Source organism: Leptolyngbya sp. Cla-17 (assembly GCF_016807185.1).
Taxonomy (GTDB): domain Bacteria; phylum Cyanobacteriota; class Cyanobacteriia; order Leptolyngbyales; family Leptolyngbyaceae; genus ULC077BIN1.
In genome coordinates this window covers 1497731-1524701 of record NZ_JAEVYN010000002.1, presented here as the reverse complement: position 1 = coordinate 1524701, position 26971 = coordinate 1497731, and the positions used below count along the sequence as shown (strand labels likewise).

Here is a 26971-nt window from a genome sequence, read left to right as displayed (position 1 = left end):
GCCTTCGATTAGCTTACAAGATACCTGGCTAAATAAAGAAACTAGGTGAATTCCCCTTACTGTCGTATAAAGATGTACGGTGCTTTAAAGTACGTAACTATTATTACCCTGGAAGCGAGACAATACGCCGGATGTTACTGGCGTATTGTCTCTCATGTTCTACTGAATCGCCCCACTGATGCCCCCTTATGAAGCTCAACCGCGCACCGTTGATTTTGTTGATTGTTGCTGTATTGCTAGGGGGTGTGGTGTATCTGCAAGAGCAAACGACTCCGCCGCCAGTCAAGTCAGAGGCTCAATTGCTGTTTGGGTTTCAGGAAGCAGATGTGCGATCGCTGAGCTTAAAAACGCCAGAGCGATCGCTGTCTTTTGTCAAAAATACTGCGCCCAGCCCTGCAATTTGGCAAATGACTTCGCCCAATCAAGCGCCTGCGAATGATGCATCGGTGGCGTATTTGCTTAACGCGATCGCGTCTGCAATGAGTGCCCCACCCCTGACAGTGCCCAGAGTAAAACAGGCAGAATTTGGGTTTGATACGCCCCTATCAACGGTGGAGCTAGCCTTAAAAGACGGCAAAACTCATCGGCTGATTTTAGGGAAACCTGATTATAATCGCACCTCGCTCTATGCTCAAATCGACCCCCAACCCGGCGCAGATTTAAAGATATTCTTGGTATCGTTGGATTTTGAGAATGCGGTCAATCGTTCGCTCGGCGAATGGCAACAGGTCACAACCGCACCAACGCCAAAAGCAACTAAACCATGACCATTCCAACCGCAACGCTGTTAATTTCTTGCCCGGATCAAAAAGGATTAGTCGCAAAAATTGCCAACTTTATTTATGCCAATGGTGGCAACATTATCCATGCTGATCAGCACACCGATTTTGCGGCGGGTTTGTTTCTCACCCGGTTGGAGTGGCAGCTAGAAGGGTTTAACCTGCCGCGTGAAATTATTGGAACGGCGTTTAACGCGATCGCGCAACCACTCCAGGCAAATTGGCAGCTTCACTTTTCGGACGCAGTGCCTCGGATTGCCATTTGGGTGAGTAAACAAGACCATTGTTTGTATGATCTTCTCTGGCGGCAGCGATCGCGAGAACTCAATGTATGCATTCCATTGATCATCAGTAATCACCCAGATTTAGGCGCGATCGCTGAGCAATTTAACATCGACTATCACTACATTTCTATTGCCAAAGACACTAAGCAAGCACAGGAAAAAGAGCAGCTTGAATTGCTTAAAAAATGCAAGATTGACTTAGTAGTATTGGCAAAATATATGCAGGTTTTAAGTTCAGAATTTATCATTCAATTTCCTGCCATTATTAACATTCACCATTCTTTTCTACCTGCTTTCGCTGGAGCTAACCCCTATCATCGTGCCTACGATCGTGGCGTGAAAATCATCGGTGCAACGGCTCATTACGCCACAGCAGACTTAGATGAAGGTCCGATTATTGAGCAAGATGTAGTGGGGGTCAGCCATCGAGATAGCGTGGAAGATTTAATCCGCAAAGGCAAAGATTTGGAGCGGGTGGTGTTAGCCAGAGCCGTACGCCTACATTTGCAAAATCGCGTGTTGGTTTATGGCAATCGTACAGTTGTTTTCGAGTAAGCGCATGATGGCACTAAACCATCTATTATGAAGGCGAACAAAGGACTCATTCGCGATCGCCCACTCAGACAAAACAACAGAGAGATAAAGCAAAATTTAGGATAAAGCGTATGGCCATACAGCTTAAAGTCATCCAAAACACCGTTTTTAAGCAGACGACTGAAGATGCGATTCAGCTACCCCCAGAGGATAAGGTTTCGATCGCAGCCGGCAGAATGTTGAATATTCACTCCTGGAAAGCGGTTGATAGAAGCTACTTAAAAATTGCATTGATGGGAGAGTTTTTAGGCAATCCGCCCCGCAACACTTGGTATGTCCACATTCCTCACATTCAATTAATTCAACCTCCTAGCCTCAAAATTATTCGCAACACTCCTTTAAAGCAGTCCACTGCCAATTCTGCACAGTTACCTGCACAAGATAAGGTGTCGATCGCCGCTGGCAGAATTGTCAATCTTCAGTCTTGGGCAACGGCACCCAACAATCATTACAAACTTTCTCTACTGTGGGATGCTTTAGGTAATCCACCCCGCAACACCTGGTATATTTACGCTCCAGACTTTGAATTTATTAATACGCAGCAAAAGATTCTTCCCATTTCTCAACCGGAACCTGAGTCTGGCGGCATTCCTCCCACTAAACAACTAAACGTTCCACACAAAAGCCAGCTTGACAATGCGTTGAACCCAACTGGAGCGTGCAACGTCACCACGTTTGCCATGGTGATGACCTATTTTCAAATTAGGGGCAACACGGGCGTAGGGCAATTGGAAGATGAGTTATATCAATATATGCTCAACCAGGGGTTAAGCCGCTGGGATGGCAACGATCTAGCTACCCTGTCGCGCAACTATGGCTTAAGGAATGACTTCACAATGCGGGGTCGCCAATCTGATATTCGAAAGGCGATCGCGGAAGGTCGCCCTTGCATTATCCACGGATATTTCACCACCTTTGGGCACATCATTGTGGTGCGCGGCTATGACCAGAATGGCTTTTTTGTGAATGATCCCTATGGCGAATGGACATCCTCTGGCTATCGTAATGATCAGTCTGGGCAAAACCTTTACTATTCCAACGCTCTGATTCAAGCCAAGTGTTCTCCAGAAGGTGAAAACTACATCTGGATTCATCGCCTCTCCAAGCCATAAAAAGTTGATCACAGTGCGATAGGCTTTTTTGTTAGTTGCTGGATAGCCAAATCATGGGACTATCTGGATCTCGAAGATGAACTTGGCACCTGGCACCTGTCTAGCTTAGAAAGCTACTCTTCTTCTCGCTGCACCGCGCGAATAATACGTGACAGTTCAGATTTCTCATCTATAGCAATCCGGGTCGGCGATCCACTAATGATCCGTTCAAAGTTACGGAATGAGTCCTTAATTTCGGGTCCGCGATCGCTAATCACATACTCCCGAATCCCTTTGTCGTGCCAAGAACCGCGCATTTTGAACACGTTGATAGCGCGAGACATTTCACCCCGAATTTCTACATATTGCAGCATCAAAATGGTGTCGGTGATGGTGGAAATGTGGGAGTCGGTGATGGAGTTTGACCCCATAAATTGATCGGTCGTGTTGGTAAAGAAGCCAGTAATTTCCTCTTGCTTGGCAAACCCCGTTACGCCAATGACAAACTGGCGAAAGGCGTTGTTGCTCACTCCACGGGCGATCGCTGAAAGCGAATCGATCGCAATTCGGGCTGGCTTAAAATCGGCAATCTCCTGCTTGATAATTTGTAGATGATCTTCCAACCCCGCTGATTCTGGATAGGCACAAAGAATTTTCAGGAAGCCCTGCTGTTCCAATTCTTCAAAATCAATTCCCCAAGAATAAGCATTCCGCGATAGCTGAGCGCGAGATTCTTCATAGGCAAACAAAATTGCCCGTTCACCCTTGACGCAGCTTTCTTCCAAAAACTTGCTGACCAGCATCGTTTTGCCCGTGCCCGTCGCGCCCGTCGCCAGGATAATCGAATCTTTAAAGTAGCCGCCGCCGCACATTTCATCCAAGGTTTTCACGCCAGATGAGACGCGAACATTCGACGATCTCTGTGTTAAGCGCATCGCTCCCAGCGGGAAGATATTGATTCCTTGGCGCGTCATCGTAAACGGATATTCACCCTTCATATGAGTGGTGCCGCGCAGTTTCAAGATTTCGATCGTGCGGCGGCGGCGTTCACCCTCCAGCACATTTCGCAAAATCACTACATTATCTGACACGAATTCTTCCACGCCAAAGCGAGCCACTTGGCCATACTCGTCCACCCGCTCTGTGGTCATGATGGTGGTCACACCCACTTGCTTCAGTCGCGCCACAATCCGAAAAATTTCTCGCCGCACGACAGATGCGGCATCATATTGTTGGAAAATCGCCGTGACGGAATCAATCGAAACTCGCTTGGCTTTATATTTGCGAATGGCATATTGAATCCGCTCGATTAATGCAGAGAGATCAAAATTGCCCACCACCTCATGCCCATCCGGATCGGGGGAAGCATCCAAAATAAACAGTTTGCCTTCATCGACAAACTTCTGAAGATTCCAGCCAAAGCTAAGAGCATTTTTGATAATATCGGCGGGAGATTCTTCAAAGGTGATAAGCACACCAGGCTCATCAAAATCAACGATGCCGTTATGTAAAAATTGGACGGCGAGTAAGGTTTTTCCGGTGCCAGATGTGCCGCTAACGAGAGTTGTTCTGCCAGCAGGCAAGCCGCCATGGCTGATGTCATCAAACCCTTCAATCATCGTGCGGATCTTGTCAACCCCTGTTGCCGTTGTTCCGCCATTGTTGTGTTGATTCAATTCATTCATAGTGATTTTTGAATTGACCTATCCATTGCATCTAGTTAATACACTGCCATTTCCACAAAGCCTATCAGTAAACCTTTTTCGTTATTCGTTAGCCGCTTCATCTTCCCGAAGCTCTTCGTAGAGGAGATCTAACCCGATCAATACCTTTTCGCGATCGGATAAATCGCCAATAATCTTACGAACCGGTGGCGGCAAAATTTTTGCGAGAGTGGGTGTTGCCAAAATCTTATCTTCTTCGGCTAGCTGCGGACTTTTTAAGACATCAATCACTTTGAGAGCATATACACCCTTAAATTCTTCTTCAAGAATATTGTTGAGGGTTTTTAGCGCCCGAATAGAGTTGGGTGTGTTTCCTGCAACATACAGTTTAAGGACATAGGTTTTTTTCAGTGGCATAATGCTTGGGTCAGTGACGGGCGAACAGGTCGGGAGGACGTAGCCTAAGTTTCTCTAGGAATTGAGCGGCGATACATTTCGCACAAGTGAGCAATGATGTCAATCAGCGTCAACCGATAATCCAGTACTATTTCCTCGCTGCGTCCCTCTAGTTTTAGTTGCTTAGAAATATCGTCGATTAGATCCATGTGAATTTCAACGATTTGGGGGACTGACATATCAGCAAAAAAGGATGTATTAATAAAGTCATCAATTTGCTGATTCAGCGTACCATCGTTTGTGAAATAGCAGAGGAGGATGTCTCGATACTCTGCTTTCAGCTTTTCTGATAATTTCTGCTGCTGATCCACGGGCAAACGGCGGAAGAAGCTTTGTGGATTGCGCTTGTAGTATACGCCCAAGTATCCCAATCGTTCTTTTAACTTGTCTATCAGGCGACGCTGCTGGAGCATAAGCAAGGTTTGAGTGGCTGAATCGATCGCGATTTCCGCCTCTACTGAACTACCAATTCGGCAATTCGGCGAAAGATGAATAAATCGGGCGATCGCTTGCTCCACCACGTCATCCGTCAGATTAAATTGGGTGGGCGTGGTATGAAATTCGGCTGTGTGATAGGTGAAGGGCGCTAGCGTGGAAGAATCGCGGTCATCCACGGAACTACTATTGAAAATTGGCATTTCATCCAGGTCAGTATGCAAAATCACAGCGGGTAAGACAATGACCTGACCATGCAGCCAGTGGATCAGGTGAGATAACTCTGAACCACTCTGTAAAATTAGGCAGTCAAGCTGTTGTCTTTCTTGGTCAATGAACCCGCAAAATTGGTCATTAGCAGTATGAACACAAACCCGATAGCGATCGTGATTTAAAGCGTTTAAAAGAGCTTGAGCTGCAAAATCAGGGCTCAGAAATAAACCAATAGATAGAGGAGAAGACAAGGTTTTTAGAAAGTCAACGGTATTAAGCCTAAGCAATAGCCAATATATAAGTCGTGAGGTTTTAAAGTAACCTCTGCGTAAGCTGCCTCATCTTCGTAAAGGCACAACTTTAATTAATTATAATTGTCTACCTGTTTTACTTAATTCGCCTTCATAATAAGGGCTAAGGTTAAAAACCTTGATGCATGTTTATCATGCTCCATTAAATTTTTCTGGTTCACCCTGCTAACAAAAAAGCAGCGTTTATTACTATTGTCTTTTCATACTCATTTTTTCCATTGGGCGGTTGGCTTTGACGGAGCATTCTTGAAAATAGAGTGCGTTCAAAAGCTTATAAATTAGAGGGTTATTGACTATATCGGGCTTTACCGTCCTTCACGGCGCGATTGATTATGCCTATGCCTAATATCTGCTTGAGTGAGTTGGTACGTTTTGTTCCAGTTTTTCCAAATACGGTAACGATTCAAGCAGCGTTAACAGCGCTGAGCCGCAGCCAATGCGATCGCCTAATCATTTTAGATTCGCGGCAGCAGCCTGTTGGTCTCGTCAAACTCCATCGCTTGTTACCCCAGTTGCTGCTTTCATCTGAAACTTCTGAGTTACCTTCACCGCTGGCATTGCCGCCAATCTTAACTTCACTCATTACCGCGATCGCTCCTTCAGTAATCGAGCCGATCATTTTGGTGCCAGCAGAGTGGCAACTATCCCAACTGATGATGCGGGTGCAACTTCACGACTCAGAAGCGATCGCCTTGATGAAAAGCACAGGTGAGGTTCTGGGGCTTTTGGATACCGAACAAGTATTTCAACTACTGGCTGAGCATTCTATCTCTCCTGCTCAAACCGAAGTAACCTCCACGCCCTATTTGTCTGCCTTTTTATCAACAGAATCATCAGAATCATCTGAGAGAACTCAAACAAACGCCCACTCAGACAATCAACAGCGCCAAATCATCCAGCTTACTCAGCAGTTGCTCGCTCAACGCGCCGAGCTAGAGCAGCGCATCCAAACTCAGCAAGGTGAAATCCAGCAGCTGCGGCAGCAAAACCAACCTGCAAGCCCAAAGCCTCCCCCACTCAGTAGCCGATTTGAAGCCGTTTCAACGCCAACGTCTCAAGTTGCATTATTCAAATCACTGTTGGCACTACTCGAACGCTTACCGCTGCCCCTAATGTTGCAAACGAACAGCGGCACTGTGTTAGCCCAAAACTCCATGTGGCGCAGTCAGGTCGGTGATTTGCTTGATCCGGCATGGATTCGTCAAGAAGCTTCTCATCTGTTGGGGGAACTGGGTGCAGACTCATCCCTACCAGAGCCGAACCTGTGTCACCTAGGAGCCTCTCCGGATACTTGTGTTTGTTCTTGCCCCCTAAAAGACGGACAGGAGCGAGTATTGCAGTTCATTAAGATTCCACTTTGCACTTTGCTTCCCGACTGGAACTTAGACTGGTCAGATCCCCTATCCCAAGCAGCCACAGCGTTTTTAGAAACCACATCATCTCAGGTCGGCTCGTTCCAATTGGCTAATCTAACGTCTGAGGGCAAGCTCTTCGCTACAGAAGCTAGTGGGTTCAACACCGCCAATCTATCTAAGTATGCGCCCCAGAGTGTTTTGGCAGAGCCATTTCAGACAGCGATCGAAACTGAGGCACTTTGGCTGGTGCAAGCCCAAGATGTGACGGAACAACAACAGCTAGCCCACGAACTAACTGCTAAGAATGCAGATCTTGTTCAGCTTAATCGGCTTAAAGATGAGTTTCTAGCCTGCATTAGCCACGAGCTAAAAACTCCTCTTACGTCCGTTTTGGGCTTGTCAAGCCTACTTAAAGACCAAACCTTGGGTGAACTAAATCCGCGCCAAGTGCGTTATGCCCAACTGATTTACCAAAGCAGTCGCCATTTGATGACGGTGGTGAACGATATTCTAGATTTAACGCGGATTGAAACAGGTCAATTGCAACTGTTGTTTGCCCCGGTTCAAATCTCTACGGTGTGCGCTCAGGCGTTTGAACAAGCGAAACAACTACGGTTATTGGAAAGTAAAGCAGAGGATCCGCCAACGGATGAGCAGCTAACGGCTCAATTTTCATTGGAGATTTCCTCCGAGCTAGATATTTTCATTGCCGATCAATTGCGACTGCGGCAAATGTTGATTCATCTACTGTCAAACGCATTCAAGTTTACAAAGCAGGGTAAATCAGTTGGGTTAAAGGTCAGTCGGTGGGGCGGGTGGATTGCATTTACTGTTTGGGATCAAGGCATTGGCATTCCAGCAGAAAAGCAGCACTTAATCTTTCAAAAATTTCAGCAGCTTGAAAACCCTTTAACACGACAGTTTGAAGGAGCGGGTTTGGGATTGGTGTTGACGCGGCGATTGGCTCGATTACATGGCGGTGATGTGACCTTTTTGTCTAAAGAAGACGAAGGCAGCCAGTTCACTGTTTTGTTACCGCCGCTGCCGCCCAATAAAGCGCCTTCCTATCAGGATGAGGGAAATGGCAATGCGTTAACTGCTGAATCGGGCGAATGGTTGGGGGGACGATCGCTGATCTATTCTCCACAGGAACGTTTGAGGGTAAATATTCAGCATGGATCTGCTGGTTCTGCTTGCCGCGATCGCTTAGTTTTGATTGTGGAAGGTGTGCCGCAGTTTATCGAGGCATTATCAGATCAACTAGCGGTTCTGGATTATCAGGTTGTCATTGCTCGCTCTGGCACAGAAGCATTGGAGAAAGCGCGCCGATTGCAGCCCTGCATTATTTTCCTCAACCCGCTGCTGCCCTTACTATCGGGTTGGGATGTGCTGACGTTGCTCAAATCCAACACAGAAACCCAGCATCTTCCGGTAGTGGTGATGGCAACGACGGTTGAAGAAGCAGAAGCCTATCGCTGTCATGCGAATGGATTCATGAATTTGCCCGTTCAAACAAAGGTGTTGGAACAAACCTTAAAAACGCTTTTAATCAAGACAGAAGAACCGCTTTCTCGCGATCGCCCCATCTCTAACCTAACAATTTTGCGGTTGTATTCTGACGACCCCAGCGATCGCGCTTCAACCCCTCTAAAGGATTTAGATCATCTGCTTCAATCCCATCGCTATCGTATTTTAGAGTCTGATGACTTGGAGCAAGCCGAGCTGTTAGCCCGCGTATGGAAGCCCCACGTAGTTTTATTAGATGGTTCCTTAGCGGCTCCAGCCGCTTACCTTAAACAATTCAGCCTCTCCCCGTCTTTGTCTGCGCTTCCACTGGTTACCCTAGATTCAGCAGTAACTCAAGCCGCCAGTCAAATTCCTGGCTTGATTGTATTTCCATACCTGGCAACAGCCACAACCTCTCTTTCTAAAGAGGTTATAGAGCCTGAAACGCTGCTGCAAGTCCTTCAGATTGCGGCTAGCTCATGGAGACCGTCAATTTTAGCGGTGGATGTTTCCACTGTGCTGTCGGTTGATCATACCGCTGCGCCAAATCAGGCAGCGTTAGAAGCCTTCCCCAAATCTCCTAAACAAATCGAATGGCTGCAAGCCCTAACTCAATATCTTCAAACAGCAGGACTACGCAGCGAAATCAAGCAGTCTTGGCAGGACGTTATGCAGCAAATTCAGTCTCAAACTGTCGATCTATTATTGATTTGCTGGACCGGTGATGCACCTCAATCTGACGCGATCGCGCTCCTCTCGTCCTTAGAATCCTTAGGCCCACTGCCCCCGATTCTCGTTCTGGATCATCGTCATCAAGCCTCCTCTAAGGTCGATCCGTTACCCGATAGGATTACTCAGCTTGCCACACAGGTGCTTATTGCCCCTACCAACATGACTGACCTATTAAAAGAAATCCACTTGGTACTGCGGAAAAGCACCATTGACGATTGATAGAGCAAAACTTTCCCCTTTCTTTACCCATCGCCCCGCAGCACAGATGCCTTTCCATTACCGGTTCCGTAAAGCCTGGGATAGGGCTTTAACAGATTTTTGCTTTGATATACCTGAAATACATCGACGATCACGCCGCCGCGCCAAATGGGAATTTCTCCAATCTGCTCAAAGCTTTGAAAATAGCCTGCATACTTAGTGGAGTTTAAGTGACGTTTGGGGGCAATGTATAGTCCATCCTTACCCACCCACTCTTCTGCCGTTGACCAAAACGCAAACCCTCGTAGGTCATCGTTAAAGCAGACAATAGGCGGATGAGCAAGCGACGCAAGTGCCATACCTACATATCCCGCGATAAAAATATCGTCTGCAAAAACAAAATCAGCTTGCTCTAGCGCACGGGTCAAATTATCAGATTCTTTAAATCCGCGTCGAACCTGCTGAATGTCAACTAGTTGCACCGAACCATCGGTTGTTGCCGGAATAAATCCACCTAAAACAGCGTAGGCACTTGGTTTTTGTAATATTCCCAACGTGAGATGGGGCAGCGCGATCGCAATCAACATGCCAATGATCAACGCTGACATCCCCAGCCACCGTCGCACTTCACGAAGCGACCACTTAGCAGCGCGATCGCCCAACAGCAGCGTCATTCCCCAAAAACCCGGCATTGCCCAGGTCGGCAAAATCGGGCGGTAGCCACCCATGAAAGTGAAGCTAAGGATAATGGGCAGGGAGATCCAGAGAATGAGAAGAGTGGCAAGTGACGAGTGCGGGGTGCGAGCTACGAAGTGATTTGGATTGCGCCATTGCTCCCAGGCTGTTTTCAAGCTGACCCACCAAAGTGGAAAGCCAAAGGCAGGAAAAAGATAGCCAATGCCGATGAGAATGGTGCCAATGAGTTCCAACAAACTGTAGCCGCGATTGGGAACAGCTCTGCCGGATTGATAGCGTAGGGAAACCCACTCGTGCTGGAAATTCCAGATAATAATCGGAGAAACTGTGAGGCAAAATAGCCCCAATGCCGCCAGCATCCAGGGAGATTTAAAGACGGTACGGTGCTGGCGACTGGTGAAGCAAAATCCGACTAAGCCCAGCCCTAAAACGACTCCATGATATTTACTGAGACATGCGAGCCCGACTAAAAGCCCGATCGCAGCGAGTCGCCAGCTTGGATAGTAAGTCGGTTGACGCAAAAACTCTTTGGCAGCAATCAGAAGAGTGGCAGACCAGAAAAAAATCAGTGGGCTGTCGGGTAAGGTCAATACGCCAAAGCCGACAAAAAAGATGGGAACGAGAGAGGCGATCGCAACGGTCAAAACTGCCGCTCGTTGAGAAAACAACTGCACACTGGTGAGATAGAGCAGAATCAAGGCTCCCGTGTAAAGCAACAGCGATCCAATGCGAATCGTAAATTGCGACACTTGTCCCGTTAGCCACGGACCTAAACCGGTTGATATCCCAACCATGAGCGGATGGTCAAAATAGCTCCAGTCTGGATGCTGAGTATAGAGGTAGTAGTAAGCTTCATCAAAACCGGGGGGTATCCAAACTGCGATCGCGCTCCGTACTAGCAGGCCACTCACCAACAGCCAGACAACTGGGTACGCCTCAAACCCCCACCCCTTGGCAAATTTTCCCATTCAGCTTCCTTCGTTTGCAGTCATCCCAGGCTAGTTGAATCCACTACCAATTCCGCCATCCACCCTTCGCTTGAGCCTGTTCACTCGATTGAGCAGGGCGATTATGCAGCAGGGATTGATAAGTCTGGCTGCTGCCCCACCGATCAATTTCTCGCGCTCTTAACACGGGTACTGGATGACTTAATTGAGCCGTGATCGCCTGTTTCAGCAATTCACCAATTTGATCCTTACTAATATCGTCATAGGCTCGTGCTTGAGCCAAAAAAGCATCTAAGTTAAGTTGACTGGCAAGCGTAGGAGACCCCCCTGCCAATTTCATCAATACGGAAGCAACGACTCTAGGATTCTGGGTCGCCAACAGCGCCGCGCGATCGCAGCTAAATTCTGCACAGCGAACCCACTCCATAAGCTGAGCTTGCAAGCTTTGGGCAACTGCTGCACCAGCACCCCAAGGAAGTTGTCCTGCAGCCAGCACCAATAGGTTTGCCAGGGTCAAATACACTCCATGCTCACACTTGAGATGCCCCAACTCATGGGCAATCACCGCCTGTATTTCCTCTGGTGTCAGCAAGTCAATCAACGAGGTATGCACCACAATAAACGGTTGCTCACCACGCATAGCAAAGGTGTAGGCATTCGGCGCAGGATGTTGGCGCACATACAGTTGAGGGGGTTCCAAATCCAACACTTTGCAAGCTTCTAGCAGCAGATTGTGTAAGTCAGGCAACTGCTGATCGCTGACCAAAATGCTGGAGGCGATATTTTCCAAGTAAAAAAACTGTCCCGCCAATGGACCCAGCAAATTCCGCACAATCACATCCAGACCAGGCAACTGCTTAAGATTTGCCGTAGCCTCTAGATCCAACGGATGGCGAAAATGATCGGCACGTAAACCAAGCAGCGGAGTTTTGAGAAAAACCATGAACCAATGCCAAAAATAGTACAAACTACTCGTGAAAAATACTGGAGGTGAAGCGATAGCGCTTCGCACGACGAAGTTGTTCGCCTCTGTTACTGCCAGTATAACGAGCCTAACGAGAGGTGATTGCCGAGACCACAAAATGGGTGGAACTCCTGCGCTCCACCCTTGCAATTTTAGGCTGGCTCCTAACTATGCTGATTTAGCATCGGTGGTTTAGACGGCAACACAACCGCGTCATTAGACCGGTCATCTAATTTAGCGTCTGATTTAATTCGGTGCATACGAGCGCCCAGCTTTTGCAGCTTGGACTCTATTTGCTCATAGCCCCGATCCATATGATGCAATCCTTGAATAGTGGTTTTGCCATTAGCTGCCAACCCTGCTAACACGAGCGCTGCGGATGCTCGAAGATCTGTAGCGACTACAGGCGCACCCGACAACATGGGAACTCCCCGAATAATGGCATGATTTCCTTTAATGCGGATATCTGCACCCATCCGGCTTAATTCCGGCACATGACCCAGCCGATTTTCAAACACCGTTTCTGAAATAATGCTGTCTCCTTCACTTAGCGTCAACAGCGCCATAAACTGCGCCTGCATATCGGTCGGAAAACCAGGATAGGGCAGTGTTTCAATATCGGTCGCTAGGATGTTTTGGGAAGGGATAACGCGAACACCATGACTGCCTTCTTTAACCACCTGCACCCCCATCGCCTGAAGCTTGGCAATCACTGCCGTCAAATGGTCAGGAATAACGGGAGACACCAAAATTTCAGAGCGAGTAATTGCGCCTGCAACCAAAAAAGTGCCTGCTTCGACCCGATCAGGAATAATGCTGTAATCGGCTGTGTGCAAACGAGACACACCAGAAATTGTGATTGTATTGGTGCCAGCCCCACGAATTTTTGCTCCCATCGCTCGACAAAAGTTGGCTAAATCGATCACTTCAGGTTCTTGGGCAGCGTTTTCAATGGTGGTTTCTCCATCTGCCAGGGTGGCCGCCATCATTAGCGTTTCTGTTGCACCCACGCTGGGGTAGTCGAGATAAATCTTGGCTCCCTTTAGCCGCTTGTTTACTCCTGTCACATAGGCATAGACGATTCCATGATCAATTTGCACTTCAGCCCCAAGAGCTTGCAACCCTCGAACATGCAAATCAACTGGTCTTGCGCCGATCGCACATCCACCGGGTAGAGGAATGCGGGCAACTCCTAATCGGGCTAGCAAAGGACCAATCACAAAAAAGCTGGCGCGTAACTGACTGACCAGCTCATAGGGCGCTTTAGATTGCCCAATTGTGGAAGCGTTGATGACTAAGCGATCGCCTTCTCGCTTAACCTTGACCCCCAATGCCGCTAGGATCTCACTCATGCAAGACACATCAACGAGGGAGGGCACATTGCGAAGGGAGCATTCCTCGGGACAAAGCACGGCACCCGCCATCAGCACCAGTGCCGAATTTTTAGCGCCGCTGACGTTGACCTGTCCACTGAGGGGCTGACCACCCCAAATCTCCAAGATGGAAACATTTTCTTCAGCAGGGGAATGAACATTGGGTAGGTTAGGAGAGAAAGTAATGGGTCTGTCCTCCGCGATTAACTGTGTGACAAATTCGGTTTTGATTTTACCGGAAACATTACAGTTGTCCCAGCTTTTTCCAAGTTTGTCATTCTCTCCCCATCGCATGTTGGCATGGTTAGTCAAAAAGTTTATCCGTTGAATGATTGACAGATAGTTTGAATTACCACATGATTAGAAATCGCGGGTTCATTCGTACTGTTAGCGGAACTGGCGGAATTGGTAGACGCGCTAGATTCAGGTTCTAGTGTCTGCAAAGACTTCCGGGTTCAAGTCCCGGGTTCCGCATTGATTTATAGAGTGAAGTGGGCAACCGGATAGTTGCCCATTTTTTTATTTGATTTCCCTAAAAACAGTTAACTATTTTTAATGTCTGTAGATGAATTTGATACTAAATTCTAATCATTCCAGCTTCATGTTAACTAGCTTGCAAAATCCGTTAGTGAAGCAGATCCGAAAGCTGCATCGTGCAAAGGAGCGGCGAGAGCAGCAGCTTTTTCTGTTGGAAGGGACTCATCTGATAGAAGCTGCCTGTCTTGTAAATCGCCCCTTGGTTACGGTATGCCATACGTCCGATTGGCAACTGCGCTATTCAGACCTATGGCAGCAGGTTGAACAATGCGCCCAACGATTGGAAGTCGTGAGTCCAGAAGTGTTGCGGGCGATCGCTACCACGGTAGAGCCAGATGGCATCATTGCTATTGTCGAGCGATCGTCTAGTGTTACGCCAACATTTCATCAGTTGGGGCTAGTGCTGGAAACCATTCAAGATCCCGGCAACCTAGGCACCATCATTCGCACGGCTGCCGCAGCGGGAGCAGACGGGCTATTGCTGAGTGCCGATAGCGTTGATATGGATCATCCCAAAGTGCTTCGAGCTTCTGCGGGGCAATGGTTCCGCTTGCCCATGGCAACTAGCCTCGATCTGCCCGACGCGATCGCTCCTTACCGCCAGCAAGGGTTTCAAATTGTTGCCACCTTGCCCGATGCTGACCGAACTTATTGGGACGTGGATTTCTGTAAACCTACTCTTTTGCTGCTCGGCAATGAAGGTGCCGGATTATCGCCTGCCCTCACCGCACTCGCCGATTACACAGTTCGGATTCCTCTGGCGGCGGGAGTGGAATCTTTGAATGTGGCGATCGCAACAGCTTTACTACTCTATGAAGCGAAACGACAGCAGGCTCTTGCTCAGTAAGTGGGAGAAGGGTGCAAGGGACAGGGCGCGGAGTGTACGGGGTGCGGAGTATACAGAGTGCGCAGGGAATCCTTTCAGCATTCAAAACTCCGAACTCCTACGGGCTTTTTGACGACTGACTGTTTTGGATAAACTGCTCTAAGTCAGCGATCGCATCTTCAAAACTGCTCAGGCTAAACTGGGCAGCTTCTTGTGTAGCTTGTTCAGAAGCACATAACGAGGATGGAGAATTTTGGGGGGGCAGGTTTTCTACAAGTTCAGCAGGTTCAAACGTTTGCTCTAATTGTGCAAGCGACTCCATGAATGCTTGCATAGCGGCGCGGCGACCTTCATGTTGCTGTTGTCCCATAGTTTTGGCTCCAAAACGATCTGAAGTGTTAAAAGAACGATCTGAAGTATTAAAAGCCAGATTTTCCCTTTTCATGTTCATGACACCCGTCCTGCAAACTAAGTTACGTTTAAGTTGCCCAATCCTATCTTCATTCTTAGCAAAGGTCTTGAGTGAAGCTAAGGAGTAAAACTTCAACCAAAAGCAAACGTCTTAAGTGAAGCTAAGGAGTAAAACTTCAACCAAATGACAAATCTCATTAAATAAGGTTGTCTGATGAGTAACATCCGACCGAAGATAGGGAGAATGACCAGGAGAGAAACGTGAGTGATCCATTTGATTACGATTTGCTGATTATTGGGGCAGGTGTAGGAGGGCATGGAGCGGCTCTACACGCTGTCAGTTGTGGTTTGAAAACGGCTGTTGTGGAAGCAGCAGACATGGGCGGCACCTGTGTTAATCGGGGTTGCATCCCCTCTAAAGCTCTGCTAGCGGCTTCTGGCAAGGTGCGTGAATTGCGCGATACCCATCATCTTGAGGCGTTGGGAATTGAGCTTTCAACTGTGTCGTTTGACCGAGCCGCGATCGCAAATCATGCCAACACTATTGTTACTAAACAGCGAGAAGCCCTAGTCGGCAGCCTCAAACGCATTGGAGTAGAGACGATCCAAGGCTGGGCGCGAGTCACTGCCATGCAAAAAGTGACCATTGCCACGCCCGATGGCGATCGCATTGTCACGGCTAAAGATATTATTTTGGCTCCCGGATCTGTGCCCTTTGTGCCGCCCGGTGTCGAAATTGATGGCAAAACCGTTTTCACCAGCGATGATGCGGTGCGGTTAGAATCATTGCCGCCTTGGATTGCGATCGTGGGCAGTGGCTACATTGGGCTGGAATTTGCAGATGTTTACTCGGCTCTGGGCTGCGAAATTACCTTGATCGAAGCGCTGGATCATCTGATGCCCGGGTTTGATCCCGATGTGGCAAAGTTGGCTCAGCGAGTGCTGATTACCCCACGAGATATCGAAACAAAGGTTGGTATCTTGGCAAAACGGGTGATTCCTGGATCGCCCGTGGTGATTGAACTGGCAGATGCCAAAACAAAAGAAGTAGTGGAAGTTTTGGAAGTGGATGCCTGTCTGATTGCCACAGGACGCATTCCCCATACTAAAGACCTGGGACTGGAAACGGTTGGCGTTGAACTCGATCGGCGCGGCTTTATCCCTGTCGATGATTATTTGGCAGTGGTCAAAGATGGGCAACCGCTGCCGCATTTGTGGGCGATCGGTGATGCCACTGGCAAAATGATGCTGGCGCATACCGCATCGGCTCAGGGAGTTGCCGCGATCGAAACGATTTGTGGGCGACCTCGCATCGTTGATTACCACAGCATTCCTGCTGCCGCCTTCACCCATCCCGAAATTGGTTTTGTCGGCATGACAGAGCCAATCGCTCAGGAAAAAGCCGCGACAGAAGGGTTTGAGGTTGGTGTGGCAAAAACTTACTTTAAGGGAAATGCAAAGGCGATCGCCGAAGGCGAAACTGAAGGGCTTGCAAAAGTCATTTTTCGGAAAGATACGGGTGAAGTGCTAGGTGTTCACATTTTTGGGCTGCACGCCTCGGATCTCATTCAAGAAGCCGCCAACGCGATCGCCAATCGTCAATCGGTTCATTCCCTTGCTTTCTTGGTTCATGCTCATCCCACTCTTTCAGAAGTGTTGGATGAGGCTTATAAACGAGCGGTAGGAACGCACTAAAAAACTAGGGGCTAGGTTTCAGGATCTGAGCTTCTGTATCCCTGCCCCAAGTTACGCTACGCTATCGAATAGCTTGCTACTGGCTAGCCTGAGTCTTTCCTTCAATTTCTCATTCTCTGTCCTCTAAATCCCTGTCTTCTGCTCTATGCAAATTCGTCGTCGTCCTCCCAACCCTGCTATTGCCGTAGAGTACTTGCGCTACCAAATCAAAGCAGATGATGCGGCTCCACAAAATATTTTGGAAGAAATTGTTTGGCATAAGGAAACTGAGGTTGACCAGTTGAGGGAAGCAGTGCCGCTTGTGGAGCTTCGCAAAAGGATGCTGACTGCTCCTCCCGTGCGCAATTTTTTAGCGGCTTTGCAGCAATCAACTACACAGCCTGCGGTAATTGCAGAGGTAAAAAAGGCTTCTCCCAGCAAAGGAGTGATTCGAGAGGATTTTGACCCAGTGGCGATCGCCCAAGCCTATGAACAGGGCGGCGCAACCTGCCTATCTGTTTTAACTGACTCAAAATTTTTTCAGGGCAGCTTTGAGTATTTAGCGGCAATTCGGGCTGCAACGAATTTACCGCTGCTATGCAAAGATTTTATTCTTTATCCTTACCAAATGTTCTATGCGCGAGTTCATGGAGCTGACGCCGTATTGTTCATCGCTGCCATCCTGTCGGATCAAGATCTGCCATACTTCATAAAGATTGCGCGATCGCTGGGGCTTACCGCCCTGATTGAAGTCCATACTCAGGAGGAACTGGATCGAGTCTTAGCGCTGGAAGATGTCGATCTGATTGGCATCAACAATCGAGATTTGCAAGATTTCTCTGTTGACTTGCAAACAACCTGCACGTTGTTATCTAATCGAAATCAGCAGATCCGCGATCGCCAGATTCTAATGGTCAGCGAGTCAGGGCTTCATACCTCTGCCGATTTAAACCGAGTGAATCAAGCAGGTGCAAGTGCAGTGTTAATGGGTGAATCGCTGATGAAACAGCCAGATCCAGGGATTGCTCTTGCCACGCTCTTGCGATCTTTAAATACTGAATCTGCGCTGCCCAAATCGGATTCTTAATTGTTTTGAAAAGAATTTGAGTTAGCTACCGTATAGCCCATTCAATCTAAATTTTTCTGTCCCTCCCCCTCATTTATTTTTGAACACTTCAGCAAGTTAGGTCACCCATGGAACCGATCCCTCTGCCATCGCACATTCACTATGAACTACTCCTACAGATGCTAGAACGTCAAACAATGTCCGCAGTGGCTCAAAAACCGGGTATCCATGATCAGGTGCAGCAGCTTATTATTACCTTGCGCAAAGCTGTGTCGCAGCAAAAACGGTTGGAGGAAGCCTGTGAGCGCCAGCACTTACCAATTGACTATCGGTGGTCGCTCAACGCAACTGCACAAAATGATCTAGTATCTAAAGATCTTCTCAGCTTGCACCCAGAATAATCTGACGAATGCAGTAGAATAGCAAGATTTCAATATGCTTATTTCTGCTTACTCATCAAGATCGTTTTAAGAAAACGATCTTGCGGCTCCGGTAAAAGGCTACTTACTGTCTTTGGGGGTTCTAAGTGACTGAACCAAGTTTAGTTCGCAGTTCGCGATCTATAGAAGAAAATAGCTTCCCAACCATCGGTTCCAGTATGCCGCCGCTCGCCAAATCTAATGACTCTGAGCAGCTTTGTTTGGATCTTGAGGAAATCTCACTGCCATTCAGATCCAGTAATGATGAATCTTTAGCGACTCCTCTTTTCAATCAAATCTCAATTTCAGAAAGTGAATTGGATCAGGGTGCTAAACCACTACCGCTTGACCCAGATATTTCACAAGATGAATTATCTGCCCTGAGATCATTGGTTCACGAGCAAGCTAAACGCATTCATGATTTAGAGCAGGCTTTAGATCAATCAGTGTCATCGGGAGCAGATCTCCGGCTTCAACTGGTTAACCAATGGTTTCTCGAGGCTCAATTAGCCTCAACCGAGGAAATCGCTAATATTCAGCAGCAAGCCATTACTCAGCTAAAGCGGCGATTATCCCAGCAGCAGCTAGCCCTAGAAGCTTATGAAAATCAAACTGAAGGTGAAACTCAGTCCTTTCAGGAGTTGTTGCTATCGCTTGAAGATCTGGCAGAAGGTCAGCAAACCAATTTAAAACGCTTGTGGCTTCGCATTCATAGCGATCGCGCTGAAACTCAAGCGCAACAAACCTATTTGGATTGGCTAGCTAAACTGTACCCCACACTTGAGGGTCAGCAAAATCTAGAAAGTTTTTCTCAATCGCTTGACGTAGATTTAGCTGATTCAACTATTTCACATGAGCAACTGCAACCAAATCTGTTGGAACTGGGGCAACATTTAACGAAGCGCCAAGCAGCTATTGAACAACTAGAAATGGAATTACACCGGGCTCACATTGCATTGCAAGAACAACAAGCAATGATTGATACCTTGCAACAGACCCATTCAGCGAGATCTCTTGCTAGTGATAGCCCTTTAGAGCAGGAACTGTTTACGGCGCAATGCAAAATTCAAGAGTTAGAAATTCAGCTATCAAAACAAACCACTACTCAAGCCATGCTTCAGCATTTTTGTCAGGAGCTTGAGCAAACGCGCGATCGCCACCAAACTCGTATTGCCGAATTAGAACATCAGACCGCAGATATGCAGGAGCAAATCCTCAAGCAAGCTCAGCAAGCCAGTGAATATGAAACAGCAATTCAACATTGGAAGGATCGCCATCACAATGGTCACGACTATTTAAGCCGTCTTAAAGAACTCATCGAAGTGCTGCCAAATTCTTCAGCTGAACTGTCAGAGATCTTAGTCATTCTTCAAACAGCAACGGCTGACGCTGTAGAAATAGAGGGCGATTGCTCTGCCCTATCCCTCAAAGGACCAAAAATGGATGTTCCTGATTTTCTGCTTCGTCGGCATCGCTATCGAGTGCGCTCCTAAAAAGCAAAGTCGGCGAAACTCGCAGCGTTAAGTGTAATTAATTTACCTTTTTCCTATCTTTTTTATTTACGTTGATCGCTATTCTTGATTTGCCTGACAACGGTTAACGCGGCATAGCTGACTCCTGCGGTGCCCTCACCGGGATGAGTGGAGTCGCCGACTAGCCAGAGAGATTGAATGGGAGTGCGGTTGGCAAAGCCGAAGGGTCCAAAGGTAGGGATACGCTGCCCAATGCCGCCAACACTACCGCGATCGCGTCCGGTATATCTTGCAAACGTTCGGGGTGTTGCTGCTTCTACCAGGTGAATAGTTTGCTCATTGAGCTTAAAAAACTGGCTGAGATGGGCGATCGCTTCATCAATGTATCGCTGTTTCAATGAATCATAATCAGCTTGCCACCACTGGCTAGTCTCGGTGAACGAAGAGGCGATGATGGTTGCCTTGCCGTTGGGTGCCCGACCATCGTCTGGTTCGCTGACGGAAACAAAGAGGGAGTTATTTTCGGCGATCGCCCCATCGTAATCATACAAAAATTGTAAATGAGGTGGACAGTCCGCCGGAATGGCGCTTTGTTCCACACCAAGGTAGATCACAAAAGCGCCCGATGAAGGTGGCAATTTTTCCACTCGCTGCTGATAACCTTTAGGAGCTTCATCCCCCAAGAGCTGCATCAGGTTTTGCACCGTCACGTTTGCCACAACATGATCGGCAGACTCCGTCCACATTTCGCCCTTCTGATTGCGAATGGTAACCCCAGTAACGCCGCCATTTTGGGTATGAATTTGCTTGACCGTATGGCGCAACAATAACTTGCCTCCATCTCGTTCAAAGGCTGCTAGCAGGCGATCGCTCAAGGTCTGCATACTACCTTGCAAGTGAAATAGTCCATGCGGCTCTTGAGAAACTGCTAATGCAGTTGCTGCGTAAAGCAAAGCGGTTTCGTCTGTATCCACCTGGGAATATAGTTTAAGCTGCATATCGAGGAAGGTTTTAAGGCGGCGATCGCCTTCTAGTCCATATCCTCGTAGAGCATCCCCCACGGTCGAAAAGGTATGGGGCAAGGTTAGAAGTGTATTGGGGCGTACCGCTTTCACCAGTTGTAGCAAATCCCAAGTACTGCGCGGCGGCAAGACTGGATCACGCCCTTGAAACGCCCAGCTATAGCGAAATAGATCGGCAAGCAATTGCCAGAATGGTTCACTGCCAGGAAACTGCCGCTGTCGTTCTGCCTTCCATTTCTCCGGGTCACGCCACACGCTAATGGGTTCTGTCTCTCCTGGCAAATAGACTGCGCAAGCAGGATCGCAAGGGGTTGCAGCAGGTGGATCAATCTCTAATTCGGCAAAAATGCGATGGTGAATCCCTCCTGGTTCTAAACCTGCTACTTGAGTTGCACCCACATCAAAGGTGAAACCTTGTCGCTTAAATGTAGAAGCACAACCACCCGGCATCAATGCCTGCTCTAACATCAGTACGGAGTAGCCACGCTGAGCAAGCAATGCTCCTGCTGTCAAACCACCGATACCTGCACCAATTACTAGAACCCGCTTGCCAGTCATGCAATACTTTACATTTGTTTACCTTCTTTATCTTAAAGTTTCCTTCTAGTCAAAGCTAGGGATTTGTTAAGTCTTAGAGTAAAAGCGGCGGCTCCCAGCGATCTCTCTTTTGTATCAATAGATTTCATCGGCCAAGCCCAACTTGAAAGCAGATCTTCATAACGCAACCCGACGAAAAAGATTGGGTAGTGCACTAAAGGATTGTGGGGTAGGTAACGACATCCTGCCAGGTCCAAGGCTGCTCAGCCAGTTTTGCTCGTTGAGCCGCAGTTGTTTTGAATCGACTATGCCGCCAAATCCAATTGAAATAGCTGACTACTAAGCGTGTTGTCACTTTCGTTTGCTCCCACCGTTTGCCGAACTTGTTTTGCCTGCGGTGCCATCGAGCAGTTTGTTGTCGGACGATGCCGTTGGTTCGCTCTAAGCGCTGCGTTTTGTCTTTGCCAACATAGTGCAGAATTTCAGGCGGAAGGACTCGTTCATAGCCTCCCCAGTCATCACTGTTCCACTGTTTGCAAGCCGTTTTTCCCTGTGTACTAATTACCAATTCCTCAATAAGTTCGTCTGTATGCTTGCCCACTCGTGCCGCTAAAATCAGTCCACTGGAGTCCGCTAAACTCAGACCTATCCAGCAGTCTCCCACTTCTAATTCATTGGAAAGACATTGCTTCTGTTTTTTTGCACGAAAGACCACATCTCATCCGCACTCACCTCTGCGGTTGCCACTTGCTTGACCTGGTCGTTATGAATTAGCTGAGCCTTGGCACTCGATGCCCGAACAATACTGACCACGGTGTTGTATGCCAAGCCTGTAATTCGGCTAATCCCTCGTAAGCTGCTGCCCTCACTATGAGCTTGTAGCACCTGCTGAACTTGTTCCGGACTCACTCGTCGCCAGTAGTACAGCGTGTCAAAGCTCTCACAGAAGGTTTGCTGGCAGTGAGGGCAGAAATAGCGTTGGTGTCCATTGGGCAGCTTGCCATGCTTATGACACTTAGGATGACCACAAAGTCGGCATTCCATAGCTTCTTGAGGGGAAAGAATTGATCCTACTTTACCAAGCCCACAATCCTTTAACGCACAATCAAAGATTGTGGCTAGGAGAGTAGTAAAACTAGCTATATTAAGCGGTTTAACTGTACCTTACGGCAACGGGTGTCACGCTCAGACATTATCGTTTTCCAAGAAGTTAGAGAACCCTACCCTATTGGTGCAATTTGGTACTTCATCCACCACTACAATGCATCCTTACCTGTTTAGTACTGTCCCAGAATCTCAATTGATCAGCAGATATAAGTTCTAGGCTCTCCATAAGCTAAACGGCTACCGATTTAAGCCGGGACAGTGGGTAGGAAGGGAGTTCTAGCTTTGGCAGCAGCTTTGCCGCGCCGCGCTTGCGGGAGGACTGGCATCTGTTGAACTAGCCACTCGAAGAGGTCAGGAGAGGGTTTACCAAAAAGACGTTCAGCCGCTGTCGAGCCATCAGAGCGTTGGAGGTGGAAGTTGTGGATCGTGGTCATCACCCGTAAGCGTCGGGTCGATAAACCTCGGCGATTGTGATGAATCTGACTCAGGTAGCCGTTGCGTCCTTCAACCGGAGAAGAGGTTCGTTGGAATTTAGTCACCATCGAGGTTGCCCAAGTTTGCCACTGGGTGAACTGCTCACAAGACATCGCCGTGGTGATAGGGTGGCGCATTAACGCGGCTTGAGCGTGTTGGGCCGCGATTTGGTAAGCAGCCTTAAGGGTTGGGTTTTTCGTGCGAACACTTTGCTGGTGCCAGTAGTGGACCGGCAACAGGTGTTGCTTCACCCAATCGCCCGTGGATCGCTCACAGTCTCGAACGCTCAAGCTTTGCTCGACCCACTTCCACCAGAGGTCAACCACGGCTGCCAAGTCGTGCCGTTGACGCTCAAACTTGGAGAGACTGCCCGGTTTATCTGACAGTTGATCGGTTTGTTTCAGGGTGCGCAGGGTGGTCGCTTGCTGCTGGAATTCAGATTCAACCATTTTGCTCGTCTGAGGAATGCCCAACCGAATCGCAAAAGGATGGAGCGTGGTCGTCAGTTGATGCAAGATGGATCGGTATTGGGTTTGAGCCTGCTCTAACCCACTTTGCTGGACTTGCAGTTGCTGCTTTAAGGAGGCATTTGCTGTCGAGTCATCCAACTCGCGCAGTCGTCGGTTGACTCGAAACAGGTGTTCAGACAACTCACTGCCTATCCCTTGCGACAGTTCCCGCAACGCATGAAACAGATCGGCGATACTCGGACACCCCAGTTCATCAAGCGCAAGTTTGACCAAGGCTTTGGCTCGGTCACTGACACAGTAATGGATGTTCAACCCTAGTTTGCTCAACGCTTGCTGGGTATGCTGTTGCCAGGTTTCGTAGCGATAGTCTTGGGACATCTCCTCCACCAGGATGAAGCCACTGGGTAAGTCCAACAGGACTAACACTACCTGGTCAAGGAACGTTTCATCGACGCTGACACACGCTTCAACCGGCGTTTGAGGGTGCTCCAACTGAGACTGTTGCAGACGTTGATAGTCCAGAATTTGCGTCTCCATCTGGGTACGAATCTGGCGCAAGGAGCTAACGGAAACCCCCACCTGTTGTTCTAGTCCCAGCAGTCGGAAGAACTCAGCTAAGCTCTCACAGCCCACTCCTCGCTTGAAGCAGAAGATAAACACCGTGGCAACCACCAGCCGTTTTAACCACTGCGCTCCGATGGCACTCTCCCACACCCTTGACTCTGGATACTGATGCCGACGCGTCATGGCTTGCTGATGTCGATGCACACTACTCTTGGAAATTCCGGTTGCCTGAGCAATGGCTCGAATCGTCAGGGGTCCTTTTGCAGAAAATGCTTGGAAGACTTTTTGACACCGTTCTCGTATATTGAGTCTCATCCGTTCCCTCATTTAACTCTTGAGGGTAGGATACTTGCCCTCGCGCTTAGTCACAGGGTTTTTCCATGATGAGGCCAATTCTACCTGCTCAGGGCATTGCTGTCCCGCTTTATGTTGGTAGCCGCTAAACTAATGTGCTTTGGAACGCACCAGAAAAAAGCAGTTATTAGTTCAAATGATTTTTGAGGGTATTTCAGAAAAAGGCAAATAACTGTTTAAGCTTAGTGGCAGAATAAAATTCTATTGAAAAGACCTGAAGCGGTTCATGTGTTTGTATTTCAGACCTTGGTTAAAGCCCGACACTAAGTCGTTAAATTGGACAAATAGCTTCTTCATGAATAGTCTAGGAATCTTTTAACCGTCGTAGCAACCAATCTAAGCGCGTCTTTGCAAGCTCGACGTTTTCTAGGGCATCTTTTGTCAATTCGCCAACGGGCAGATCGTGGCTTAGGTTGCTGGATTGAGGCTGATCGCGGTTTTTAAGCTGATTTACCGTGAAGCGCATCCGGCTAGAAAGACAAATGGCTAATGCGTGATAGAACCGTGCGGCAAAGCCAATATCCAACTTAAGACGCTCCGCTAGTTTCTCTCTAGGAATACATAAAACCAGAGCTGCCTCCTTAGCAGAAACCGTTGCTGAAGGTGGGCGCGTGTCAATGAAAGACATTTCCCCAACGATATCGCCGCTAAGAAGATTAGCGATTTCGCACCCTTGGGTTACGGCGGTAGTGACGCTGAGTATTCCTTCCAGCAAAATAAAGAGACTGTCAATGGGAATTCCTTCCTTAATCAGCACCGTTCCCGCGGGTATTTTTTCACGAGTTCCGGTAGCTAACATCCAATCAATATCATCGTCATCCAGTTCTCCTAAAAGGAATAACACTGTTTTCATTGACATGGTCTCATTTTCCCAAGCCTATTGGTTTCGATGTGCTTCCGCGATTCTTTCTGTTTTAATCGATTCTACAGGTGTGGGCTGGGTTGCTGGTGATAACTTTGGCGATCGCACAGTATTTTGGCGGATGTTTAGTACTTTATACCAAATTAAATTGGAGCCATTACAGATCAGATAAACTGAGCGATGTAGAGGTGAGAGTCTAACAATGGCTGGAGTAAGCGCAATCGCAATTAAAGAAAGTCTCGAGGAGCTAGGCACCCGTTTGCGAGCGGTTGAACAGCCGATACTCAAAGAGCGATTGCAAGTGTTGTACTGGCTCAAACAAGCGCACGCACCGAGTGTCAGTCAGATTGCGATTGCAATTGGCAGGCATCGGGGCACGGTGCAAAAATGGTTAGCCCTGTACCGAGCGCAAGGATTAGAAGCATTGCTGGTGGTTAAACCCACTCCAGGAGGAGGCAACCGGGTGATTCCAATGTGGGCGGAGGTTGCCTTAGCCAAGCGATTGCAGGAACCGAGCAATGGGTTTAGCAGCTATGGGAAGGTGCAGCAGTGGCTGTTAGAGAGTTTAGGGGTAGAAGCCGAGTATCATGCGGTCTACCAGATGACGCGCTATCGACTCAAAGCGAAACTCAAGGTCGCCCGTCCTCAAAACATCAAGCAGAACCGAGTCCAGCGAGAGGCATTTAAGCAAACCTCGCAGACGACCTCGACTTATTGAGTCAGTACTATCGGCAGGTGCGCCAGGATGAGCGACCGATTCGTTACTTCGCACAAGATGAGAGTCGCTTTGGACTTCACACGCTCATCGGACGATTAATTACGGCAGTTGGGGTTAAACCCATCGGGGCGTGGCAATGGATATTCAAAGCATTCTGGCTATACGGTGCTGTGGAACCTACCACAGGAGAGTCCTTTTTCTTGCAATTCTCCCATGTCGATACCGCATGCTACCAATGGTTCTTAGATGAGTTCTCCAAGGCTTACCCCGATAGTCTCAACATCCTGCAAGTGGATAACGGACGGTTCCACAAAGGCAAAGACCTTATTGTGCCAGAGAACATTATCTTGGTGTTTCAACCGCCTTACTGCCCAGAGTTAAATCCTATCGAGCGTTTATGGGAACATCTCAAGGCGGATCTCAAGTGGGCTGCGTTCAAAACGCTTGACCAACTGCAATCCAGGGTTGATCAACTCTTAGCCCAGCTAACCCCTCAAGTGATTGCTTCCCTTACAGGCTACCCCTTTATCCTCAATGCACTATCTGTCATTGACACCATTTAAATTGGTATTAGACAACAAAAAACCGAGAAGTATAAAACTCCTCGGTTTGATCAGTGAGAAAGGTTAACTTAGACGGCTGTCAAGTTCGTCGCCGTGAGACTGTTGGTCTGCACTCCGCTGAGGACAGCCAGAACGTTGCCGCTATCTGTTTGACTGACTAAAACATCCGTGGCGTTTGTGCCGCTGCCTTGAGCAAATGTCAGTCTGCCAAAGGTTAAGCCACCCGATAGAGCAATGCGATCGCTAACTGGCACACTGTTTTGCTATTCGTGCAGGAGGTTTATTGTATCCACCAGC

Annotated in this window: 24 protein-coding genes, 1 tRNA gene and 1 pseudogene; 14 read left to right on the top strand and 12 right to left on the bottom strand. The window is 48.2% G+C overall.

The genetic code is table 11. The features are described 5' to 3' along the window. The first annotated feature begins 188 nt into the window (after nucleotides 1–188). From JOY44_RS18130 to JOY44_RS18120, 3 genes are all read left to right on the top strand, one after another. Nucleotides 189–767 carry a DUF4340 domain-containing protein gene (locus tag JOY44_RS18130; RefSeq protein ID WP_171574988.1) on the top strand — a complete coding sequence of 193 codons (579 nt, stop codon included), beginning with the start codon at nucleotides 189–191 and terminating at the stop codon, nucleotides 765–767. Continuing rightward, nucleotides 764–1618, top strand: coding sequence for a formyltetrahydrofolate deformylase (gene purU, locus JOY44_RS18125; protein WP_171574987.1), 855 nt, complete (start codon nucleotides 764–766; stop codon nucleotides 1616–1618). The genes JOY44_RS18130 and purU overlap by 4 nt, the downstream gene beginning before the upstream one ends. A 110-nt stretch (nucleotides 1619–1728) precedes the next feature. Beyond that, the gene (locus JOY44_RS18120) at nucleotides 1729–2769 is read left to right on the top strand and encodes a C39 family peptidase (RefSeq protein WP_197985549.1); all 1041 of its coding nucleotides are present in this window, start codon (nucleotides 1729–1731) and stop codon (nucleotides 2767–2769) included. Nucleotides 2770–2882: 113 nt separating this feature from the next. On the opposite strand, the gene kaiC is transcribed toward JOY44_RS18120, so the two are convergent. The 3 genes from kaiC to JOY44_RS18105 all read right to left on the bottom strand — a co-directional run bounded on the left by kaiC (nucleotide 2883) and on the right by JOY44_RS18105 (nucleotide 5767). Continuing rightward, entirely contained in the window at nucleotides 2883–4433 is a 1551-nt protein-coding gene (gene kaiC / locus JOY44_RS18115) for a circadian clock protein KaiC (protein WP_171574986.1), read from the bottom strand. An 81-nt stretch (nucleotides 4434–4514) separates the two neighbouring features. Further along, nucleotides 4515–4832 carry a circadian clock protein KaiB gene (gene kaiB / locus JOY44_RS18110; RefSeq protein WP_171576094.1) on the bottom strand — a complete coding sequence of 106 codons (318 nt, stop codon included), beginning with the start codon at nucleotides 4830–4832 and terminating at the stop codon, nucleotides 4515–4517. Nucleotides 4833–4873: 41 nt separating this feature from the next. Further along, nucleotides 4874–5767 carry a circadian clock protein KaiA gene (locus JOY44_RS18105; protein WP_171574985.1) on the bottom strand — a complete coding sequence of 298 codons (894 nt, stop codon included), beginning with the start codon at nucleotides 5765–5767 and terminating at the stop codon, nucleotides 4874–4876. Nucleotides 5768–6189: 422 nt separating this feature from the next. On the opposite strand from JOY44_RS18105, the gene JOY44_RS18100 reads away from it, so the two are divergent. Then, nucleotides 6190–9639, top strand: coding sequence for an ATP-binding protein (locus JOY44_RS18100; RefSeq protein WP_207211196.1), 3450 nt, complete (start codon nucleotides 6190–6192; stop codon nucleotides 9637–9639). 23 nt (nucleotides 9640–9662) lie between these two features. Here JOY44_RS18100 and JOY44_RS18095 read toward each other — a convergent pair whose 3' ends face one another. From JOY44_RS18095 to murA, 3 genes are all read right to left on the bottom strand, one after another. Beyond that, nucleotides 9663–11282, bottom strand: coding sequence for an ArnT family glycosyltransferase (locus JOY44_RS18095; RefSeq protein WP_171574983.1), 1620 nt, complete (start codon nucleotides 11280–11282; stop codon nucleotides 9663–9665). Nucleotides 11283–11325: 43 nt separating this feature from the next. Continuing rightward, a complete protein-coding gene (locus tag JOY44_RS18090; RefSeq protein WP_171574982.1) occupies nucleotides 11326–12204 on the bottom strand; it encodes a M48 family metallopeptidase in 879 nt (292 codons plus the stop codon). A 185-nt stretch (nucleotides 12205–12389) separates the two neighbouring features. Next, nucleotides 12390–13910 carry a UDP-N-acetylglucosamine 1-carboxyvinyltransferase gene (murA, locus tag JOY44_RS18085; protein WP_242541803.1) on the bottom strand — a complete coding sequence of 507 codons (1521 nt, stop codon included), beginning with the start codon at nucleotides 13908–13910 and terminating at the stop codon, nucleotides 12390–12392. Between the two features lie 78 nt (nucleotides 13911–13988). Here murA and JOY44_RS18080 point away from each other — a divergent pair. Together JOY44_RS18080 and JOY44_RS18075 are read left to right on the top strand one after the other, a co-directional pair. Continuing rightward, nucleotides 13989–14072, top strand: a tRNA-Leu gene (locus JOY44_RS18080). A gap of 127 nt (nucleotides 14073–14199) precedes the next feature. Then, nucleotides 14200–14982 carry a TrmH family RNA methyltransferase gene (locus tag JOY44_RS18075; RefSeq protein WP_171574981.1) on the top strand — a complete coding sequence of 261 codons (783 nt, stop codon included), beginning with the start codon at nucleotides 14200–14202 and terminating at the stop codon, nucleotides 14980–14982. A 97-nt stretch (nucleotides 14983–15079) separates the two neighbouring features. On the opposite strand, the gene JOY44_RS18070 is transcribed toward JOY44_RS18075, so the two are convergent. Then, nucleotides 15080–15331 carry a hypothetical protein gene (locus tag JOY44_RS18070; protein ID WP_203032051.1) on the bottom strand — a complete coding sequence of 84 codons (252 nt, stop codon included), beginning with the start codon at nucleotides 15329–15331 and terminating at the stop codon, nucleotides 15080–15082. 302 nt (nucleotides 15332–15633) lie between these two features. Between JOY44_RS18070 and lpdA the strand changes: the two genes are divergently transcribed. From lpdA to JOY44_RS18050, 4 genes are all read left to right on the top strand, one after another. Next, nucleotides 15634–17067, top strand: a complete 1434-nt coding sequence (gene lpdA / locus JOY44_RS18065; protein WP_171574979.1) for a dihydrolipoyl dehydrogenase — start codon at nucleotides 15634–15636, stop codon at nucleotides 17065–17067. A 145-nt stretch (nucleotides 17068–17212) separates the two neighbouring features. After that, the gene (trpC, locus tag JOY44_RS18060) at nucleotides 17213–18133 is read left to right on the top strand and encodes an indole-3-glycerol phosphate synthase TrpC (protein ID WP_171574978.1); all 921 of its coding nucleotides are present in this window, start codon (nucleotides 17213–17215) and stop codon (nucleotides 18131–18133) included. Between the two features lie 107 nt (nucleotides 18134–18240). Beyond that, on the top strand, nucleotides 18241–18513 hold the full coding sequence (locus JOY44_RS18055) for a DUF5340 domain-containing protein (RefSeq protein ID WP_171574977.1): 273 nt from the start codon (nucleotides 18241–18243) through the stop codon (nucleotides 18511–18513). Between the two features lie 125 nt (nucleotides 18514–18638). After that, complete coding sequence (locus tag JOY44_RS18050; RefSeq protein ID WP_171574976.1) at nucleotides 18639–20024, top strand: hypothetical protein; 1386 nt, start codon at nucleotides 18639–18641, stop codon at nucleotides 20022–20024. Nucleotides 20025–20086: 62 nt separating this feature from the next. Here the strand turns inward: JOY44_RS18050 and crtD are convergent, their stop codons facing one another. After that, nucleotides 20087–21583: a C-3',4' desaturase CrtD gene (crtD, locus tag JOY44_RS18045; protein ID WP_171574975.1), complete on the bottom strand. Its 1497-nt coding sequence runs from the start codon at nucleotides 21581–21583 to the stop codon at nucleotides 20087–20089. A 193-nt stretch (nucleotides 21584–21776) separates the two neighbouring features. After that, nucleotides 21777–22606, bottom strand: a protein-coding gene (locus tag JOY44_RS18040; RefSeq protein WP_171572121.1) for an IS1 family transposase whose coding sequence is annotated in 2 segments (ribosomal slippage) — nucleotides 21777–22262 and nucleotides 22265–22606 — 828 coding nt in all. Because the reading frame shifts where the segments join, the coding sequence is not laid out codon by codon here. 96 nt (nucleotides 22607–22702) lie between these two features. Here JOY44_RS18040 and JOY44_RS31505 point away from each other — a divergent pair. Then, nucleotides 22703–22843, top strand: a pseudogene (locus JOY44_RS31505) (IS1 family transposase); the annotation flags it as partial. A gap of 71 nt (nucleotides 22844–22914) precedes the next feature. Here JOY44_RS31505 and JOY44_RS18035 read toward each other — a convergent pair. Together JOY44_RS18035 and JOY44_RS18030 are read right to left on the bottom strand one after the other, a co-directional pair. Then, nucleotides 22915–24492 carry a DUF6399 domain-containing protein gene (locus JOY44_RS18035; protein WP_171574974.1) on the bottom strand — a complete coding sequence of 526 codons (1578 nt, stop codon included), beginning with the start codon at nucleotides 24490–24492 and terminating at the stop codon, nucleotides 22915–22917. Nucleotides 24493–24835: 343 nt separating this feature from the next. Beyond that, entirely contained in the window at nucleotides 24836–25384 is a 549-nt protein-coding gene (locus tag JOY44_RS18030; RefSeq protein ID WP_171574973.1) for a cyclic nucleotide-binding domain-containing protein, read from the bottom strand. Nucleotides 25385–25388: 4 nt separating this feature from the next. Here JOY44_RS18030 and JOY44_RS18025 point away from each other — a divergent pair, with 4 nt between their 5' ends. From JOY44_RS18025 to JOY44_RS18015, 3 genes are read left to right on the top strand one after another with little or no spacing between them, the layout of a single operon-like run. Beyond that, complete coding sequence (locus JOY44_RS18025) at nucleotides 25389–25565, top strand: hypothetical protein (protein ID WP_171574972.1); 177 nt, start codon at nucleotides 25389–25391, stop codon at nucleotides 25563–25565. A gap of 30 nt (nucleotides 25566–25595) precedes the next feature. Beyond that, a complete protein-coding gene (locus tag JOY44_RS18020; RefSeq protein ID WP_171572405.1) occupies nucleotides 25596–26111 on the top strand; it encodes a helix-turn-helix domain-containing protein in 516 nt (171 codons plus the stop codon). Then, a complete protein-coding gene (locus JOY44_RS18015; RefSeq protein ID WP_171572406.1) occupies nucleotides 26108–26674 on the top strand; it encodes an IS630 family transposase in 567 nt (188 codons plus the stop codon). The genes JOY44_RS18020 and JOY44_RS18015 overlap by 4 nt, the downstream gene beginning before the upstream one ends. Nucleotides 26675–26742: 68 nt before the next feature. Here JOY44_RS18015 and JOY44_RS18010 read toward each other — a convergent pair whose 3' ends face one another. Next, a complete protein-coding gene (locus JOY44_RS18010; protein ID WP_171574971.1) occupies nucleotides 26743–26928 on the bottom strand; it encodes a hypothetical protein in 186 nt (61 codons plus the stop codon). Nucleotides 26929–26971: the final 43 nt, after the last annotated feature.

Coding starts and splice junctions, on each gene's coding strand:
- JOY44_RS18075 (WP_171574981.1), top strand. CDS start 14,200: ATGTTAACTAGCTTGCAAAATCCGTTAGTGAAGCAGATCCGAAAGCTG.
- purU (WP_171574987.1), top strand. CDS start 764: ATGACCATTCCAACCGCAACGCTGTTAATTTCTTGCCCGGATCAAAAA.
- JOY44_RS18055 (WP_171574977.1), top strand. CDS start 18,241: ATGGAACCGATCCCTCTGCCATCGCACATTCACTATGAACTACTCCTA.
- JOY44_RS18095 (WP_171574983.1), bottom strand. CDS start 11,282: ATGGGAAAATTTGCCAAGGGGTGGGGGTTTGAGGCGTACCCAGTTGTC.
- kaiC (WP_171574986.1), bottom strand. CDS start 4,433: ATGAATGAATTGAATCAACACAACAATGGCGGAACAACGGCAACAGGG.
- JOY44_RS18090 (WP_171574982.1), bottom strand. CDS start 12,204: ATGGTTTTTCTCAAAACTCCGCTGCTTGGTTTACGTGCCGATCATTTT.
- JOY44_RS18070 (WP_203032051.1), bottom strand. CDS start 15,331: ATGGGACAACAGCAACATGAAGGTCGCCGCGCCGCTATGCAAGCATTC.
- JOY44_RS18035 (WP_171574974.1), bottom strand. CDS start 24,492: ATGAGACTCAATATACGAGAACGGTGTCAAAAAGTCTTCCAAGCATTT.
- JOY44_RS18120 (WP_197985549.1), top strand. CDS start 1,729: ATGGCCATACAGCTTAAAGTCATCCAAAACACCGTTTTTAAGCAGACG.
- JOY44_RS18130 (WP_171574988.1), top strand. CDS start 189: ATGAAGCTCAACCGCGCACCGTTGATTTTGTTGATTGTTGCTGTATTG.
- trpC (WP_171574978.1), top strand. CDS start 17,213: ATGCAAATTCGTCGTCGTCCTCCCAACCCTGCTATTGCCGTAGAGTAC.
- JOY44_RS18020 (WP_171572405.1), top strand. CDS start 25,596: ATGGCTGGAGTAAGCGCAATCGCAATTAAAGAAAGTCTCGAGGAGCTA.
- crtD (WP_171574975.1), bottom strand. CDS start 21,583: ATGACTGGCAAGCGGGTTCTAGTAATTGGTGCAGGTATCGGTGGTTTG.
- JOY44_RS18030 (WP_171574973.1), bottom strand. CDS start 25,384: ATGAAAACAGTGTTATTCCTTTTAGGAGAACTGGATGACGATGATATT.
- JOY44_RS18025 (WP_171574972.1), top strand. CDS start 25,389: ATGGTCTCATTTTCCCAAGCCTATTGGTTTCGATGTGCTTCCGCGATT.